Consider the following 16455-nt stretch of genomic DNA (forward strand, 5'->3'; position numbering starts at 1 on the left):
CGATTGGATAGTTTTTTGTGGCTAAAAATTTTTTACAACATCGGGGAGTTTAGGAGTCGAATCCTAAACTCCCGTTGTATTTTTGGGATAGTATTTACTGTATTCTATGTCTTCAGAGAGGCAAGAAAATTTTGTAATAGCTCTTTGAACCATTAGGGAAGCTACTTTGAGCGGTTAAAAAAAAGGTATGTAAAACATAAGATGATGCTGTACGTACCAATAAAAATTTAGCAAAAGTTTTGAGGAATTGAAAGTAGCCTCGGTAGAGGTGCAACATTTGCAGTAGTAGCTGCGCATAACGGGAGGTTTTATTAGGTACAATTGAGAGGCATTAACTATTCAAAAAGTCACTCTTTACATTTAAAATAAAAGCTATGAAATACTTTCGAATTATTGTTTGGGGTACTCCGTTGTATAATTATGAGCCTTGGAAAGGTGAGCCTGATAACTTTTATTATAATTTAGAAATAAATAAAATGCCAACATTTGACCCTGTATTCTCTTATCAAGTGTTGGAGGAAGTACCCGCTACTGATTTTATAAGTAGCACCTTTGGTGGATCTACTTATGGTTTTTTGGTAAATCAAAAAGCTAGAAATTTTTTAAATTCAATTAATGCAGATTTAAATCACAAATATTATCCTATAAAAATGCTGCAAGAAATTAATCAAAAAGCTTCTGATTCTCCCGCTTATTATCATTCAACTCCTTATTGGTATTTTTTTATTGTCAACCCTGATTATGTTGATTGGATAGATTTTAAGAAAACTATATTTTTTGCCCGCCCATTAAAAGGAGATATTTTACAAAACATTCGTTTTGAAAACTCAGAACAATTCTCTTTATTTAAAAGTGAAGAAAAATACGACATAGGATGTGAAATGTTGTTTTTGAATGATGAATTTAAAAGAAAGGAGTTAGATATTTTTGTTATACCTCAGTTGGCAGCTAAATCATCTTATTATCAAATTGTAGTTTCTGAGAATTTTAAAGAAAGGGTTGAAAAAGCAAAACTAACAGGAATTCATCGTTTTGTAGAATTACCCATCTATGTAGATTAGGCTCTAAGTGAATATTTACAAAAACTCAAATAAATGCCTTTTGTAATAGTTGATTTAAGCGAAATATTGACCAAGGTCGTAACCTCCACTACCAATGAAGCAGTGGACTTTGAGAAGGTGTACTTCTTATAAATGGATATTAACACAAAACTTAATTAAACGTAGCCAATAATACTATCTAAATTTGGTTGATTTTAATTTGGATAGCCAACTTTAAACCTTTTAATTGAATAACTATGGACTTAAAAATAACCTTATCTCTGAAGCATGATTATCCATATTCGGATTCTCCTTCTATGTATATCTCCGCCCCTTATGAAAAGCTAGGCCCCCTTTTTTGGGAGATAAAATATGATATAGATGTTGATACTTTTAGAGAAGCGATTGACCAAATCGTGGCAGGAACATGGTCAGAGCCTTTGGTCTTTGATTGGACTAGTGGTGTAACGACAGTGTTTGTTTACCCAGAAATTTCTTATTATGAAGAATTTGATAAAGATGCTGGAGAAATTCCCACCTTACAGCTATTCTATTTATTCAATATATGGGAGAATTTTTTAAAGGTATCTTCTGCAATAATTCCTATAAAAATGTGATTGCAAGAACTATCAATTTACAAAATTTTCTTTGGGAAGAGTTCGGTGAACCTTTGGGCAAGCTGCTTTGAGAGCTTATAAAACTAAGAGGATTCCCGTTGTTGCTCTGGCGACCTCATCGGCACAGCGACAATAGGGGGAAAACATTAATACTGTTTATCCAATGATAAAACTTTAAACCTTTTAATTGAATAACTATGGAATTAGAAATAACTTTATCTCTAGAGGATAATCATCCTTTTATGTATATCTCCGCCCCTTATGAAAAGTTAGGAGCCTTTTTTGGGGAGATAAAAGATGAAGATAGGATCAATATTTTTAGAAAAGCAATTGACCAAATCGTGGCAGGAACATGGTCAGAATCTTATCCCTTTGATTATACTGGCGGTGTAACGGCGGTATCTATTTCACCAGAGATTTCTTATTATCATGAATTAGGTAAAGAATCTGAAGAAATTCCCACCTTACACTTATTGTATTTATTCAATATATGGGAAAACTTTTTAAGGATATGTTCTATAATACCTCCTCTAAAAAAGTGATGACAAGAACTATCCATTTACAAAATTTTCTTTGGGAAGAGTGGTCTAAACTTAGAAAGTCCATTAATCGCAGTCAACAAGACTTTCCAAGTTTAGAAAAAGAAAGAATAACGCCGTATATATGAAACGCTATTTTACGCCGCTACTTGGCAGGCCGACCTCGACCCATACCGCACCAAACGATTAAATACTAACCATTTGATAGTTTTTTGTAGCTAAAACCACCTTTTGGGTCTTATATTACATCATCGTGGGAGTTTGGGAGTATAATCTTAAACTCCCATTGTGTTTTTGGTATATTAAATCGTCGTAAAATGAGTTTGGGTAGCATTAAATATCATCGTAAATTTGGCATCTAAGCCTATTTTCCACCACTTACTATGAAAAACTATTTACTGATAGTTGCCTTTTTGGTATCTAAACTGACCATAGGTCAATCTCCTTCTCCCAAGATAACGAGCAATTTGGAAGTGCTAGACATCAAAAATGGTAAGCGACAAGTGATTCTGACGGGCAATTGGCTCATGGAAGCGCCCAATTGGTCGCCAGACGGAAAATTTCTGATTCTCAATCGCAAAGGTGTTCTCGAAAAAATGTCGATTGAAGGAGAATCTTTGGGCGTGATTGATACCGATTTTGCTAACCGATGCACTAGTGCGCATGGTATCAGCTATGACGGCAAAACCGTTTTTTTTAGCCATAATGACACTAGAGCAGGGCTTACCAACAATTCTCGCATCTTCAAAGTACCCATAGAAGGAGGAAAGCCGACTTTGCTGACGCCCAATGCCCCTTCTTTTTGGCATGGTGTGAGCCGTTCGGGAAAACATATTTTGTATGCTGGCCTGCGTAATGGGAATTGGGATATTTATAAAATCCCCACGGCTGGCGGCGAAGAAATTCGTCTTACTGATCATTCAGGCTTGGACGACGCCCCCGAATATAGCCATGATTCCAAATTCATCTATTTCAACGCTTACCGTACAGGCCGGGTGCAGCTTTATAGAATGAAACCCGACGGCACCGCTGAAGAGCAGCTTACTGATGATGAGTTTGACAATTGGTATCCACATCCGAGTCCTGATGGGCGGTGGATTGTTTTTATGTCTTATCTCGAAGATCAAAAAGGCAAACACCCTCTGGGCAAGGAAGTAAAACTGCGCTTGATGAACCTCAAAACCAATCAAATCAAAGATTTGACTGAGACATTTGTTGGAGGGCAAGGAACCCTTAGTGTGCCATGCTGGTCGCCCGATAGCAAGCGACTTGTTTTTGTGACCTACAAATTAGACTAGGCGCAAACTTCCCAAGTTTGATGCTCGATAACTTGGGAAGTTTGGCTCAGGCATAACATAAAGTAGATTGATATAAATCATTGTATTAATATTATAAATTTTCTAATGTTGCTTTCTAAAAGTAAAAAGCAAACATGTTGAAATATACCTTAAAGCTAGGAGTGGGGATAGGTTTGTGGATAAGTGTGTGGAGTTGTGGAAAAGAAGAGCAAAAAAAGAAAATTGTAGAGCAAGATGATATAAGCAAACTAGCCGCTCTTCCTTTAGAAGCTCCCGTACCTGCTGACAATCCCCTCACTAAAGAAAAAATTGCCTTAGGAAAACTATTATTTTTTGACCCTATTTTGTCCGGAAATAAAGACATCGCTTGTGCTACTTGTCATCATCCCGAATTTGGTTTTGCTGAGAGCCTGGAAATATCAATCGGTACCAACGCCCACGGTATGGGAAGCAATAGAGCCTTTAACATGCCCAATGATATTCCTTTTGTAAAGCGTAATTCTCAAACCATCCTCAATGCGGCTTTTAATGGTGTCACGCTCACGACCAATGCCAACCCAACGCAAGCACCCATGTTTTGGGATTTGCGGGTAAGGAGTTTGGAAAAACAATCCCTAGAGCCAATCAAAGCCTTAGAAGAAATGCGAGGGCGGAGGTACTCGGCAGAAGCTGCCCTCGATAGCGTCGTAAATCGATTAAGAAAAAATCCTACATATGCCTCACTTTTTCGAACGGCTTTTCCCAACGACCCCACGGTTACGGTTGATCATCTCGCACAAGCGATTGCATCTTATGAACGAACCTTGATAGGAGGCAACTCGCGTTTTGATCAATACCTGAGAGGAGACAGAAATGCCCTATCTATCAATGAAATAGAGGGAATGCAAGCTTTTCTGAAGTCAGGTTGTGCCAAATGTCATCATGGCCCCATGCTGTCGGATTTTCAGCTACATGCTTTAGGAGCACCCGACAACGAAAAACTACCCGAATCAGATAAAGGTGTGGATAATCAGTACAAGTTTCGAACGCCTAGTTTGCGCAACTTGCGCTATACTGCGCCTTATATGCACAGTGGTAAGCTCAAGACCTTGGAACAAGTACTGGAGTTTTATGAAGACTTGGCCGGGGATAAAATCCGTAATTCACAAGTAAAACCATCCCAAATCGACCCTATCGTGGAGGCTCTCAAGGTCGATTTTAAAGATATATCTTTGATTGTCGAATTTTTGAATACCCTCAACGATGAGCAGTTTGATCGCTCTATTCCCGAAAAAGTACCGAGTGGATTAGCCGTAGGGGGCAACCTTCGCTAAAAATATTTGTCTTAACTTGCGTAGCAAAACAACACTTCGTCTTTACAAGCTATGCAAAACCGCCTACTTTCTTTAGATGTTTTTCGGGGTATTACGGTCGCCGCGATGATTTTGGTCAATAACCCCGGCGATTGGGAACATGTTTATGCTCCATTGCTCCATGCACATTGGCACGGCTGTACTCCTACCGACCTTATTTTTCCATTTTTTCTATTCATTGTGGGGGTTTCTATTTCATTTGCGATGAGCAAGTCCAAAAAACCTTCGATAGATAAGATTGTGAAGCGTAGTGCTATTTTGTTTGGGTTAGGGCTATTTTTGAATCTATACCCTAAATTCAATTTCGAAACAGTACGCATTCCAGGGGTATTGCAACGTATCGCTTTGGTATATTTGGTTTGTGCGATTGTTTTTGTGAAAACAACCCATTCGACCCAAATAAGGTTAACTGCTTTTCTGCTTGTAGTTTATTATTTGTTGATGACATTCGTGCCAGTGCCCGGTGTGGGCTACGCCAATCTGGAAGCTACCACTAATTTGGGCGCTTGGATTGACCGAAGTATTCTCACTACTGCGCATTTGTGGAAAGCTGCAAAAGTGTGGGATCCCGAAGGCTTGTTTAGTACGCTTCCTGCCGTTGCTACGGGACTATTGGGCGTCCTGACGGGGCAATGGCTACGTTCGGACAAAGCTGTAGCTGAAAAAATCGCTTGGTTGTTTACGGTTGGTAATCTTCTTGTCGTAGCAGGATTGATTTGGGACTTGTTTTTTCCTATCAATAAATCCCTCTGGACTAGTTCTTTTGTGTTGTATGCGGGTGGGTGGAGTATGGTAGGGCTTGCGGTCTGTTATTGGCTGATTGACGTACAGGGCTATCGCCGTTGGACTACGCCTTTTGTGGCTTTTGGCGTGAATGCCATTACGGTATTTTTCTTGTCGGGGATTATTCCCCGCACGCTGGCACTGATTAAAGTCGAAACTCCCGAAGGAACGATTAATTCGCAGCAATGGATGCAAAAAAATCTGATTGGGGTATGGTTTAGCAATCCCTACAACGCGTCGTTGGCAGGCGCACTTACTTTTGTTGCGATTTGGTTTGTGATTTTGTATGTGATGTACAAGAAAGGAGTTATTATCAAAGTGTAGGAGTATGAAAAAGGTCAGTGTTAAATGCAAAGGTATGGTTCCATATGCGCTAAGTAACACATGAATCTCATTTACTAAACTTTTTCGTCCCAGAATTAATAAAACCTCTAAAACTACTAATAAGGTTAAGTTTCGTGAAAAGGTGATTTTAGTATCTGTTGTCAAATTATGACCACTTCCAAGGGCTAAAAACCAGATAGATAATTGCCCAATTATTAATAAACTAACCAGTCCTAATAAAATGCTATATAAAGGTTTCATCTCTGGTAAAATTAGAATGTAATTTTTATTTACCTGTATAAAAAGTTACTTTTTTGATAATTTCTAGGCCAATCTTTTCAAGATAAACATCTCATAACTATAGGACACGTCATACAGTTATGAGATGTTTATCTACCAAAACATAAAAGGGGAGATAATTTATGCCTCTATGTATTTTGACAATGACGTTATTTTCTCTTACTTCTATCTTTTTGTAAATCTCTAAGAAAAACTCGCACCCCCTTTCCGCTTTATCAATCTCTTTTTCCAATATTATTAGACCTCCTTTTTCAAGTACTAACTTAGAAATCATAGAATCAGATTTAAATTCAATATATACATATGTATATATAAGTTGATTGTATAATAGGATGCTTTGCTCTAGTACCTTATAATTGGTATTTAATTTATTTGCTAGGCCTTTATGATAAGCAAGGTTAGTAGCTTCTAATAGAGAGGGATTCTTTATTGTATTTGAGGCTAAGCGCATATAGCTGCACGCTTTTTCCCAGATATAAAATTTCTGCTCTTTTTCATTTAAAGAGTCAAATTCTAAAAAGTCTAACTCACCATAAAATCGTAAATGTCCACCCCCACCTCCGTAATAATGAACAAAGTTTTTAGGTATCTGAGGGAATATCCTATATTTTTCATCTGAGGCAAAGTCAATATTTATAAACTTGATTTTTTTTCCTATATAAATTTCATTCAATAATCTTGTGAGTAGCCTAGCAAGACCAAAAAATTGATCATTTAAGGTTGTTAAATCTCTATCGCCATCTTTAAACCAAAATAGCAGTCTTTCTATTTTCCTGTATTTCATCTTGTTTTTGAAACTTGTATACTTTGTGTCAGAGACGGGGGTTGAGCTAGTTTGGGCATAGATGCACTTTCCGAACTATGAGCTCATTTAAAGTGTCAAAGTGAAACTCATTATGAAAATAAGCAAAAAAGGTTTACTTCCACTAATCATTTTGAAAAAAATTAAGCCTCTCTATTGACATCTATGGAGAGGTTTTTGTATGTTTGTAGTGTATTAGTTAAGTAGTACACTAAATCTCAAAGATTCTATGATTCATCTAGACAATGTTTCGTTCAGCTATGAAAAGAAACCCTTATTTTTGGGGTTGACAATGTACTTGCAGTCAGGGCACATTTATGGGCTTTTGGGGGAAAACGGGGTGGGTAAGACGACTTTGCTCAAGTTACTGGCAGGGTTGGTTTTTCCCAAAGGAGGGATGTGCAAGGTGTTGGAGCATGAGCCTCGTCACCGCAAACCTTCCTTTATGAGTCAGCTGTATTTTGTGGCTGATGAGCCTCATTTGCCGCATTCAACGGCGGCGCGGTACGCGGATACCTACGGCGTTTTTTACCCAAATTTTGATAAATCGCTGTATTTAGATTATCTAAAAGAGTTTCAAGTGCCTGCCGAACAGGTCTTTTCTAAACTATCGTTTGGGCAACGTAAGAAGGTAGTCATTAGCTTTGCCTTGGCAACCAACGTACCCTTGGTATTGATGGACGAACCTACCAATGGATTGGACATTCCCTCAAAAAGTACTTTTAGGAGAATCGTAGCGGGGGCAATGACCGATGAACGTAGTATCGTGATTTCGACCCACCAAGTGCGCGATTTAGATAGTTTGATAGACGCCGTTTTGATTCTTCACCAAGGAAAAATCGTCTATAACGAAGACCTGAATGCCTTAGCCGATAAGGCCACCGCCCAACCTAATCTCGAAAATTTGTTCCAAGAAGTTATTCAATTTCACTAATTATGAACGATATATTTGACCTTCGCCGATTTGGGTGGTATGCCCGAAAAGAATTTCGTGAAAACTGGAAAGTGTATGCGCTGTTTGCCGTAGGTGTGGTGGTGATGCAGTTGGTTTTCATTTATCTGCTGTGCAAACCGTTGGAGGATAAATTTTATTATGACCAGTTGAAATGGTATGATTTAAACCCTTTTGCTGGGCTTTTTAACTCTGCCGTAATAGCCACCTGGATTGCAGGAAGCTACGCTTACTCTTATTTTTCTTCTTCTTCCAAAACTTTATTTTCTCTAACCTTACCCGTTTCCCCCTTTGAACGATTTTGTTTTGCTTGGCTTCTTACTATTCCTTTAAGCTTGATAATAACGGCTATTTTATGGCGAGTAACGTGGTTGTTTACAACTCCTTTTATCCTTTCAACCTTTCCTAAGGCAATTATCAGAATGGATTATGCGAAGGCATTTCGGAATGTAGGCGAAACAATTTTAGCGATTGGGGTTTTGGGTATTTCGGGTGCGTTTATGTTGGGAAGTGTAATTTTTAGGAAATATAGTTTTTTCAAAACGTTGGCTATTGGCGTAGGAACGGTACTACTCCTTTACACATTTCAGCAAAAAGCACTAATAGCAATTTTACCAAATGCTGACAAAGTGGAAACTTCCCCTTATCCAGGGGTTATATACGCAAGTGTAAGAACCATTTCCAAGCTTCATATCCAAGTTGGTTCAACGCTTGAGTTGCCCTACTTGGTTTGGTGGGTGGGGTGTTTACCCGTCATTTTGTGGGTAGTTACGTATTTGAAAATCAAAGAAAAAGAAGTTTAATAGCCATGAATTTTCATAACCAAATCCCGATTTATCTGCAAATCGCCGAACACATCGGCGAGCAGATTCTGACCCAACGTTGGAAACCCGATGACAAAATTCCGTCCATTCGGGAATTGGCGGTGCAATTGGAAGTAAATCCCAACACGGTGCAGCGTACTTACGATTTTTTACAAACGCAGGAGGTAATTTTTACCAAACGCGGATTGGGCTATTTTGTAGCTCCGAACGGTGAACAAAATTACCTCAACTGGCGCAAAGAGACGTTTATTCAGAACGAATTACCGATCTTTTTCAAACAAATTCGCTTACTAAAAATGAGTTTTGAAGAACTCGAAAAACGATTTTACGAACATGAAAACATCTAATAAATTGCTAAGTGCGACGGTCGTTATCACGTTGGTTGTGCAGGCACTTTTAGTATTTGGGTACAAGAGCGCTTATTTGGAGCAATTGACCGCCAAAAAAGAAAAAGCGCATACGGTGTTTCGCACTTTTGATAAGGAGAAGGCATCGGCCAAAGTTTTGAGAGCCAAAGGGATTCGGTTTGTGCTGCATTTGGGAGGAGAGAAATTAGGTTTTCGCCACGATTACCGTCGGGTAGGTTTTAGCTATAGTAAAAGAGGCGATACGCTCGAAATCTCAGCAGGAACGGGACGGCAGGATGATGTCGATTTTTGTGAATTGTATTTTCCCGAAATGCCTGCGATTGAGTTGTATAATTCAAATGTGACCATCGTTACTACTAAACCAATGGATGCATCGCTGTTGATTAAGAAAAATAGCGTGTGTGCACTAGAAAAAGGAATGTGGGGAAATGTAAACGCTCAGGTAGAAGACATCTCTAAACTCCGATTGGTAGAGGGCAGCGAAATCAATCAGTTGACGGTGAGCTTGGCAGATAAAGCTGGATTAGAGGATGTTGGTACAGCCGTGAAAAAAATTCGATTGACTACTCAGTCGGATAGCAGCGAGGTGAAGCTTTCGGGTAAATCACTGAAGAATTTATATTAGGCTACTAGATTACAAAAAAGAGAGGCGCCATATGGCGCCTCTCTTTTTTGTAATAGATTGTTATTGAATTACTTACTTGTGGCTTTGCTATCGTCTTTCACGACTTTCATAACACCACTCATCAAGCGCCAGTGACCGGGGAAAGTACATAGATAAGGGTAGTTTCCGGGTTCGGTAGGAGCGGTGAAAGTAAGGCGATACGTTTGGTCGGGATTGACTAAAGGCGTGTAAGCTACGATTTGGGGCAAGTTAGGAACGTAGTTTTTCTCGGCAGCATCTTTTTGCGTAATCATTTTATCAGCCGCATTTCCCACGATTTCGGTAGATTTTGGTTTGATAATCACAAGATTGTGCTGCATAGCATCAGGATTTTCAAAAACCAATTCTACGGGCTTACCTGCAATCACCGTAAATTCTTTTACATCAAACTTCATCGCTTCTTTGATAGATTTGATTTTGATGACTTGGAGATTGGGGTCAACAGGCACGAGAGCATTAGCACCAAATGACTCAATCACTCCCGTAAATTTAGCCTTCAAATCGTCGGCGATAGTTTCTTTGGTACTTACTAGGAGCATTTTGCCAGCATCGCTCGTGGTCACTTTACGGCGAGGATTCCAGCCGTTCACGATTCCCTTCAATACCGCATAACGTGCATCGCTATCTAGCGTATTGGCTTTGGCAATCAAGGCTATCACCGAATCGGGACTCATACTGAGCGAAGAAGCATAGCTACGTGCGGCGCGTTCAAGAGCAAAATCCGAAAGTTTGGCGGGGCGTTTTACTTCAAAAGTTTTAGAAAGAGAATTGTTTTTAACCTCGTCTTCTTCTGGAATTAGATTGTCAGGATCGATGCTCGCACTGATACGCAATTTACCTGCTTGCTCTGCCGTAAAGCCCATACGACCTACCCAGGGGCCATTGTTGCTTTCTACCAGTTGAATGGTTTCGCCGGCTCCAATGCCATTTTTGAGTTGGTAGCTTACATAGTTGATTTTTAGACCTAGTCCTTCGATTCCTACTTTCACCACAGGAACGGTTTCTTTAGGAATAGCCACTCCTTTGTTGGTAATTTCAATCGTAATAGCGGCGGGTTCGCGTACAAAAGGCACCGTAGGATTGATTGTAATATTGGTAATAGCCAAGTCAGGTTTGGTGGCGGTGGTCATGGCACTGTGGTTGTGCTCAGTGGCAGCATTGGGACCATGCATAGCGCTGTGGTCGTGTGCCATAGGGGCGGGGGCTTTGGTCTCTGCTTTTTGTCCTACGGTACGTTTAGCCAAATAAGTTTGCATCAATTTACCTCCATGCGAATTTAATACCACCGAGAAGGCGTCGGGCAGCCAACGATCGTCGGCTTCGTTGGAAGCTTCGAAGCGAGCCAGTAAAACCTTCTCTATTTCGGGAGTAAGCGGAGTTTCGGTAAATTTGAGCAACGAGTTGAGAACTACAAGGGGCTCCGAATCATTGAGGGTATTGTTGGCCAAAAGTGCTTGCGCAGTAGCCGCAGTGGAAGGCAAAACTTGCACGGCGTTTTTACGTACGGCAGCACTTGGATGTTTGAGCGCACCAATTACGGCTTTGAGGGCATTATCATCCGACAAAGCACCCAATCCTTGCAATGTCCAAAGAGCATGAATAGCGGCTGGATTTAAACCAATTTCATCAACTGAGGGGTCATTGACCAAAGCGATAAGCTGAGGTACAACGTCTTTGTTGGCACGTTCGACCAGTAAGCGTTGCGCGTGGTTACGCCACAACATATTGGTGTTTTTGAGGTTGGCAATCAATTCCGCAGGGCGGTCTTTACTTAAGCTGATAGGAGTATAAGCAGGCGCTTCTTTGTAGGCTACGCGATAGATACGTCCGTGAGTATAATCGCGAAGGTCGGTATCGTAAGCATTTCCTTTTCCATTGCCAAACCCTTGAGGAGTAGGATTGTGCTGAATGATGAAACTGTACCAATCGGCTACCCAAACTGCGCCATCAGGGCCTACTTCTGCAAAAACGGGTGAAAACCACTCGTCAGCACCAGCCATGAGGTTGAAGGCTTCTTTGTCTTCATAATCGGTGCCTTTTTTTACTAGCTGATTTTGGTGCAACACGTGTCCAGTAGGCTCGGCTACAAAAGCGATTTGATTCCAATATTTTTTAGGAAAAGCACGGGCGGTATAGAAATTATGCCCAGCCGCTGCCGTAAATCCACCAAATACATCTACCTGACGAATACGCGGAGTGATTGGTTTCATGTCTTTGTGAGTATCAGTGCCACGGCTACCGTTGTCGCGTCCCATACCTACACTACCTGTGAAGTAGCGGTGGGGAATCGCCATATACCAGCCGTGTGAGTTGTTGGCGGTAGAACCAAATACATCACCTGCTTCATTGAACGCAAATCCCCATGTATTGTTGGAAGTACTGGTAACCCACTCAATTTTAGATCCGTCGGGTTTGAAGCGGAAAAATGCCTGACCGAATTTGAGACTGTCGGCATTGTCTTTGAGTTTTCCTTCAAAGCCTGAGTAGCCTACACATCCCCAAATCCAGTTGTCGAACCCATAGTGCAAGTTGCTAGGCCCTGCGTGTGTATCGCCCGTACCGAAGCCTGAAAACAAGATTTTTTTTTCGTCTGCTTTGTCGTCACCGTCGGTATCTTTTAAGAAAATAATGTGAGGTGCTTGGCTTACGATAAGACCGCCGTTGGCAAAGACCATACCCGTTGGGATACTCAGACCATCGGCAAAACGCGTGAATTTATCGGCTTTGCCGTCTTTGTCAGTATCTTCACAAATCAAAATATAATCACTACCGCCTGAGTCTTTGCGTTCGTTGGGATAATCTTTGGTGATTAATACATACAATCTCCCGCGCTCGTCCCAGCTCATGGCGATTGGATGCTGCACATTAGGCTCCGCCGCAAACAAATCCAGCGTAAAATCGGTCGGGACCTGAATGTGTTTCATGGATTCTTCCGGCGAAACGGCATTTTGTTGAAGCTGTGGCCCAGAACGTTTTTCGTAGTTGGGAAGTTTGGCTTCTTTGTAAGTAAACGGACGAGGGTCGAGGGCTGTCAAATTCTTAATAGCTTGGTCTCCTACCGCCCAACGAATTCCTTTTTCGAGCAAGTTGATGAAATCTGGCTGACTCCAAGTGCGGTCGTCATGTCCATAGGCCGTATAAAAAATGCGTCCTTTTCCGTGCGTACGTACCCATGTGTAAGGCTCAGTTTTGGTATTGGGCTTGTCTTTGTATTGGTCAGGTTGGATTTCGCGCTCCGTCAAGACAAGGTTGTCAGGTTGGAGCTTACTGTGGAGGTAAGTTTCGTCCAGTGTCTTAAATTGTTTGACGCCCATGATGGCAGGGTGGTTGGGATTGGTCCAAATAGGACGAATAGTATCCCACGTGTGCCGCCAAAATTGCCCTCCCATGATTTTTACCAATTCCTCAGAGTTGCGGAAGCAGTAGGATGCACAGTGAACAGGAATAAACCCTTTGCCACTAGCAATATAATCTACCAAGGCTCTTTCTTGGGGCTTGCTGATAGTATCCCAGTTGGCATACAGTAGTACTCCGTCGTACTTGGCTAGATTGGTAGGGTTCAGATCGTTTAGATCATCTGAATACGAAAAATTGATTCCCTTAGAGCCTAATGCCGCCATGATAGTAGGCACACGTTCGATGGGGCGGTGGTGGCCGTTATCGCCCAGAAAGAGAATTTCAAGGCGACGCGGAGTAACCTCGGCAAGGGTTGAACCCTTGCCGAGGTTGGTTTTTTGCGTAGCACATTGCCACAGCAAAGTCGCCGACAAAAGAATGGTTAGAAAGCGTTTCATTGTATGGTTAGAAAAGTTATTTGTTGCTGGGAAAAGTCAAATAAGAGCTATGTTATATTGCTATTCGTACTCTTCATTATTTTCAAAAAAATCAAATAGGTATTCTTCTTTAAACTCTATTCCAAAATCCGTTAGCATTTTTAAATATTCTTCGCGAAAGGTCTTTTTTCGATGGTGTTCTTCTTGATTATTAATGTACTTGATCACGGCGTCGATGTGAGATTTACTGTAAGAAAAAGCGCCGTAACCGCGCTGCCAATTAAAATTAGCGTATTGAAAATGTATTTTTATGAATTTATTGGAGGAGGTTTTTATTTCTTCTACTAAATCGGAAAGAGATACTGAGGTACCGTAACCCATAAAAATATGAATATGATCTGAGGTTCCATTGATTGCCAATGGCTTCGACCCGTGTTGTTTTAGAATGCCACCTATATATGCATATAATTCTTCTTTCCATACCTTATGGATAAGGCTTTGTCGTCCTTTCACTGCAAAAACAATTTGGATGTAAAGCTGCGTATAGGTATTGGCCATGGGTTAAACAAATGGTTTTGTAAATATCACGTCTCTACAAATATTACGGTGCGCTGCACCTTTGGGGTACCCCAAAGCCGCAGCGCGGCGTAATATTTGTAGCACGGCGTAATATTTGTAACGCGGCGTAATATTTTTGGCCAATTAGGCATTAAAAAAATCGGGTAATTGCAAAATCTTTCCACCTTGCATCGCCGATTCGTGAGCCAAAATCCCTACAGAAGTCCAGTTGGCAGATTGAGCTGCGTTGGGGAAAGGATCACGGTCTTCGACCAAAGCCATCAGAAACTCATGTACCAAGTGGGGGTGCGAACCACCGTGGCCCGCACCCTGTGTAAATGAAAGATGGGTATTTTCGGCAATGTCATAAACTCCTTTGGTCGTAAATTGTTGAATTTCTTCGGGCAACAAATGTGCGTAATCTGGTGTTTCGATGCGCTCAGGGATTTCGTGTTCTTCTTTTTTAGCAGTGTGAATCACCGCTTCTTCCCCCTCGATGAGGGGCCACTCAAAAGATTTTTTAGAGCCATACACTTCAAAACTTTCACGGTATTGGCGAGCTACATCAAACAAAGAGCGATATACATACGCACTTAAATCGCTGTCTTTGAATTTGATATGTGCCGATTCTACGGCAAAAGGTGAGTTGTGAATCTTGGCGAGTTCTTCGCGAATTGTGCCCGAACCAAAACAAGATACATACTCTGCTTCCAATTTGAGTAAGCCTGCTACGGGACCTACGCAGTGAGTAGCATAGTGCATAGGAGGCAAGCCAGGCCAATAGTCAGGCCAACCGTCCATGTCTTGCTGGTGAGAAGCTTTCAGGAATTGAACTTTACCAAGTTCTCCTTTTTCGTACAATTCTTTCACAAACAAAAATTCTCTTGCATACACTACTGTCTCCATCATCATGTATTTCTTGCCTGTTTCTTTGCACGTTTTGACGATTTCCATGCACTCTTCTACCGAGGTTGCCATCGGCACCGTACAAGCTACGTGCTTGCCTGCTCGTAACGCTTTGAGGGTTTGCTCGGCGTGATTAGGAATAGGAGAGTTGATATGAACAGCGTCAATGTTAGGGTCTTTGAGAAGCTCATCATAGTCTGAGTAGCGCACATCTATATTGAAAGCGTCGCCGATAGCGTTTAGTTTTTCGGCATTACGCTGACAGATAGCGTACATATTGGCATGGGGATGGCGCTGGTAAATGGGAATAAATTCGGCCCCAAAACCGAGCCCAACGATAGCGATGTTGATTTTTTTAGACATAGCAGAAGCGGGTTGTAGAGTGGTATTGCTGCAAAGCAACGCCACAGGATTCGTTATGTTTTAAATTATTTTTTGAATAAAATTTTTACTCTCTTTAAAGGCCTATTTGCTGACATGAATTACGAATAAAGGCCAAGCCGTCGCGCATGAGTTGTTCTTCCGAATCAAACATTTTGCGCCATATATTGGCCGCAGGAAGCTTAGGGCTGAATGCTTCGATACTCAGCCATCCGTCGTAGCCAATGTCTTTGATTGCTTGAAAAGTACCTGCCCAGTCCACGTTACCTTTGCCGGGCGTACTACGGTCATTTTCAGAAAGTTGGATAAAAGAAATGCGGTCGCCCATTTTGCGGATGCAATCACCAATGCTTTTTTCTTCGATGTTGGCATGAAATGTATCAAACATAATCTGACAATTGGGGTGATTTACGTCATCTACAAACCGAATCAGTTCATCGCCACAACTTGTGAGGTAAAGCTCGAAGCGGTTGAGGTATTCAAGACCCAATGAAATGCCTTGATTTTGAGCATATTCTGCCAATTGTTGAATACCTTCTACGCCCCATTTCCATTCGTCAGAAGTGGCAGCTTGTCCAGTAAATACCCCTAGTGCCGAATGATAAGGCCCCATGAGCTTGGTGGCTCCTAAAACCACACCACAATCCACTACTTTTTTGAGATTGGCCAAGGCATAAGCACGTACGGCGGAGTCGGGGCTAATGAGGTTTTCGGCTTGGCCGCAAAAGGTATCACATTCTCTATGCAGGCCGAGTTCATCGAGTTTTTTACGCCAACTATGCCACGCATCTGGATTCGTATTAAAGATAGGAACTTCCACGCCTTCAAAGCCGATTTCTTGGATTAAATCAAGGGTAGGAAATAGACTTTCGTCAATTTGCGTGCCCCAAAGGAGCAAGTTCATGCTGAATTTCATATAGATATATAAGAGATGGCTTAGGGGTAGAAAAATTCAAATACAAAATAATAGTAAA

Annotated in this window: 15 protein-coding genes; 10 read left to right on the forward strand and 5 right to left on the reverse strand. The window is 41.2% G+C overall.

Features of this window, described 5'->3' with window-relative positions; genetic code table 11:
* The first annotated feature begins 374 nt into the window (after positions 1 to 374).
* From P1X15_RS01400 to P1X15_RS01425, 6 genes are all read left to right on the forward strand, one after another.
* Positions 375 to 1061 carry a hypothetical protein gene (locus tag P1X15_RS01400; RefSeq protein WP_277336348.1) on the forward strand — a complete coding sequence of 229 codons (687 nt, stop codon included), beginning with the start codon at positions 375 to 377 and terminating at the stop codon, positions 1059 to 1061.
* A 236-nt stretch (positions 1062 to 1297) separates the two neighbouring features.
* Entirely contained in the window at positions 1298 to 1657 is a 360-nt protein-coding gene (locus tag P1X15_RS01405) for a hypothetical protein (protein ID WP_277336349.1), read from the forward strand.
* A 197-nt stretch (positions 1658 to 1854) separates the two neighbouring features.
* Positions 1855 to 2199, forward strand: a complete 345-nt coding sequence (locus tag P1X15_RS01410) for a hypothetical protein (RefSeq protein ID WP_277336350.1) — start codon at positions 1855 to 1857, stop codon at positions 2197 to 2199.
* A gap of 380 nt (positions 2200 to 2579) precedes the next feature.
* Positions 2580 to 3494 carry a DUF5050 domain-containing protein gene (locus tag P1X15_RS01415; RefSeq protein ID WP_277336351.1) on the forward strand — a complete coding sequence of 305 codons (915 nt, stop codon included), beginning with the start codon at positions 2580 to 2582 and terminating at the stop codon, positions 3492 to 3494.
* Between the two features lie 134 nt (positions 3495 to 3628).
* Positions 3629 to 4807 (forward strand): cytochrome-c peroxidase, encoded by a 1179-nt coding sequence (locus tag P1X15_RS01420; RefSeq protein ID WP_277336352.1) that lies wholly within the window; start codon positions 3629 to 3631, stop codon positions 4805 to 4807.
* A 51-nt stretch (positions 4808 to 4858) separates the two neighbouring features.
* Entirely contained in the window at positions 4859 to 5953 is a 1095-nt protein-coding gene (locus tag P1X15_RS01425; RefSeq protein ID WP_277336353.1) for an acyltransferase family protein, read from the forward strand.
* Between the two features lie 370 nt (positions 5954 to 6323).
* Here the strand turns inward: P1X15_RS01425 and P1X15_RS01430 are convergent, their stop codons facing one another.
* The gene (locus P1X15_RS01430) at positions 6324 to 7037 is read right to left on the reverse strand and encodes a hypothetical protein (protein WP_277336354.1); all 714 of its coding nucleotides are present in this window, start codon (positions 7035 to 7037) and stop codon (positions 6324 to 6326) included.
* A gap of 247 nt (positions 7038 to 7284) precedes the next feature.
* Here P1X15_RS01430 and P1X15_RS01435 point away from each other — a divergent pair, with 247 nt between their 5' ends.
* Genes P1X15_RS01435 through P1X15_RS01450 form a run of 4 tightly spaced genes read left to right on the forward strand, consistent with a single transcriptional unit; the run spans position 7285 to position 9824 of the window.
* Positions 7285 to 7989, forward strand: a complete 705-nt coding sequence (locus P1X15_RS01435; protein WP_277336355.1) for an ATP-binding cassette domain-containing protein — start codon at positions 7285 to 7287, stop codon at positions 7987 to 7989.
* Positions 7990 to 7991: 2 nt separating this feature from the next.
* Entirely contained in the window at positions 7992 to 8810 is an 819-nt protein-coding gene (locus P1X15_RS01440; protein WP_277336357.1) for a hypothetical protein, read from the forward strand.
* A 5-nt stretch (positions 8811 to 8815) separates the two neighbouring features.
* Positions 8816 to 9178 carry a GntR family transcriptional regulator gene (locus P1X15_RS01445; RefSeq protein ID WP_028667375.1) on the forward strand — a complete coding sequence of 121 codons (363 nt, stop codon included), beginning with the start codon at positions 8816 to 8818 and terminating at the stop codon, positions 9176 to 9178.
* The gene (locus P1X15_RS01450) at positions 9165 to 9824 is read left to right on the forward strand and encodes a hypothetical protein (protein WP_277336358.1); all 660 of its coding nucleotides are present in this window, start codon (positions 9165 to 9167) and stop codon (positions 9822 to 9824) included. The genes P1X15_RS01445 and P1X15_RS01450 overlap by 14 nt, the downstream gene beginning before the upstream one ends.
* A gap of 68 nt (positions 9825 to 9892) precedes the next feature.
* Here the strand turns inward: P1X15_RS01450 and P1X15_RS01455 are convergent, their stop codons facing one another.
* The 4 genes from P1X15_RS01455 to P1X15_RS01470 form a co-directional block, all read right to left on the reverse strand.
* On the reverse strand, positions 9893 to 13657 hold the full coding sequence (locus P1X15_RS01455) for a PVC-type heme-binding CxxCH protein (protein ID WP_277336359.1): 3765 nt from the start codon (positions 13655 to 13657) through the stop codon (positions 9893 to 9895).
* 60 nt (positions 13658 to 13717) lie between these two features.
* Positions 13718 to 14194, reverse strand: a complete 477-nt coding sequence (tnpA, locus tag P1X15_RS01460; RefSeq protein ID WP_277336360.1) for an IS200/IS605 family transposase — start codon at positions 14192 to 14194, stop codon at positions 13718 to 13720.
* A gap of 144 nt (positions 14195 to 14338) precedes the next feature.
* Positions 14339 to 15463 carry a Gfo/Idh/MocA family protein gene (locus P1X15_RS01465; RefSeq protein WP_277336361.1) on the reverse strand — a complete coding sequence of 375 codons (1125 nt, stop codon included), beginning with the start codon at positions 15461 to 15463 and terminating at the stop codon, positions 14339 to 14341.
* 94 nt (positions 15464 to 15557) lie between these two features.
* Positions 15558 to 16385, reverse strand: coding sequence for a sugar phosphate isomerase/epimerase (locus P1X15_RS01470; RefSeq protein WP_277336362.1), 828 nt, complete (start codon positions 16383 to 16385; stop codon positions 15558 to 15560).
* Positions 16386 to 16455: the final 70 nt, after the last annotated feature.

It is taken from the genome of Runella sp. MFBS21, assembly GCF_029433105.1.
In the GTDB taxonomy this organism is placed as follows: domain Bacteria; phylum Bacteroidota; class Bacteroidia; order Cytophagales; family Spirosomataceae; genus Runella.

What these genes read in the sequence shown, in the direction of transcription:
- P1X15_RS01400 (WP_277336348.1), top strand. Translation starts at nt 375, where the DNA reads ATGAAATACTTTCGAATTATTGTTTGGGGTACTCCGTTGTATAATTAT.
- P1X15_RS01405 (WP_277336349.1), top strand. Translation starts at nt 1,298, where the DNA reads ATGGACTTAAAAATAACCTTATCTCTGAAGCATGATTATCCATATTCG.
- P1X15_RS01410 (WP_277336350.1), top strand. Translation starts at nt 1,855, where the DNA reads ATGGAATTAGAAATAACTTTATCTCTAGAGGATAATCATCCTTTTATG.
- P1X15_RS01415 (WP_277336351.1), top strand. Translation starts at nt 2,580, where the DNA reads ATGAAAAACTATTTACTGATAGTTGCCTTTTTGGTATCTAAACTGACC.
- P1X15_RS01420 (WP_277336352.1), top strand. Translation starts at nt 3,629, where the DNA reads ATGTTGAAATATACCTTAAAGCTAGGAGTGGGGATAGGTTTGTGGATA.
- P1X15_RS01425 (WP_277336353.1), top strand. Translation starts at nt 4,859, where the DNA reads ATGCAAAACCGCCTACTTTCTTTAGATGTTTTTCGGGGTATTACGGTC.
- P1X15_RS01430 (WP_277336354.1), bottom strand. Translation starts at nt 7,037, where the DNA reads ATGAAATACAGGAAAATAGAAAGACTGCTATTTTGGTTTAAAGATGGC.
- P1X15_RS01435 (WP_277336355.1), top strand. Translation starts at nt 7,285, where the DNA reads ATGATTCATCTAGACAATGTTTCGTTCAGCTATGAAAAGAAACCCTTA.
- P1X15_RS01440 (WP_277336357.1), top strand. Translation starts at nt 7,992, where the DNA reads ATGAACGATATATTTGACCTTCGCCGATTTGGGTGGTATGCCCGAAAA.
- P1X15_RS01445 (WP_028667375.1), top strand. Translation starts at nt 8,816, where the DNA reads ATGAATTTTCATAACCAAATCCCGATTTATCTGCAAATCGCCGAACAC.
- P1X15_RS01450 (WP_277336358.1), top strand. Translation starts at nt 9,165, where the DNA reads ATGAAAACATCTAATAAATTGCTAAGTGCGACGGTCGTTATCACGTTG.
- P1X15_RS01455 (WP_277336359.1), bottom strand. Translation starts at nt 13,657, where the DNA reads ATGAAACGCTTTCTAACCATTCTTTTGTCGGCGACTTTGCTGTGGCAA.
- tnpA (WP_277336360.1), bottom strand. Translation starts at nt 14,194, where the DNA reads ATGGCCAATACCTATACGCAGCTTTACATCCAAATTGTTTTTGCAGTG.
- P1X15_RS01465 (WP_277336361.1), bottom strand. Translation starts at nt 15,463, where the DNA reads ATGTCTAAAAAAATCAACATCGCTATCGTTGGGCTCGGTTTTGGGGCC.
- P1X15_RS01470 (WP_277336362.1), bottom strand. Translation starts at nt 16,385, where the DNA reads ATGAACTTGCTCCTTTGGGGCACGCAAATTGACGAAAGTCTATTTCCT.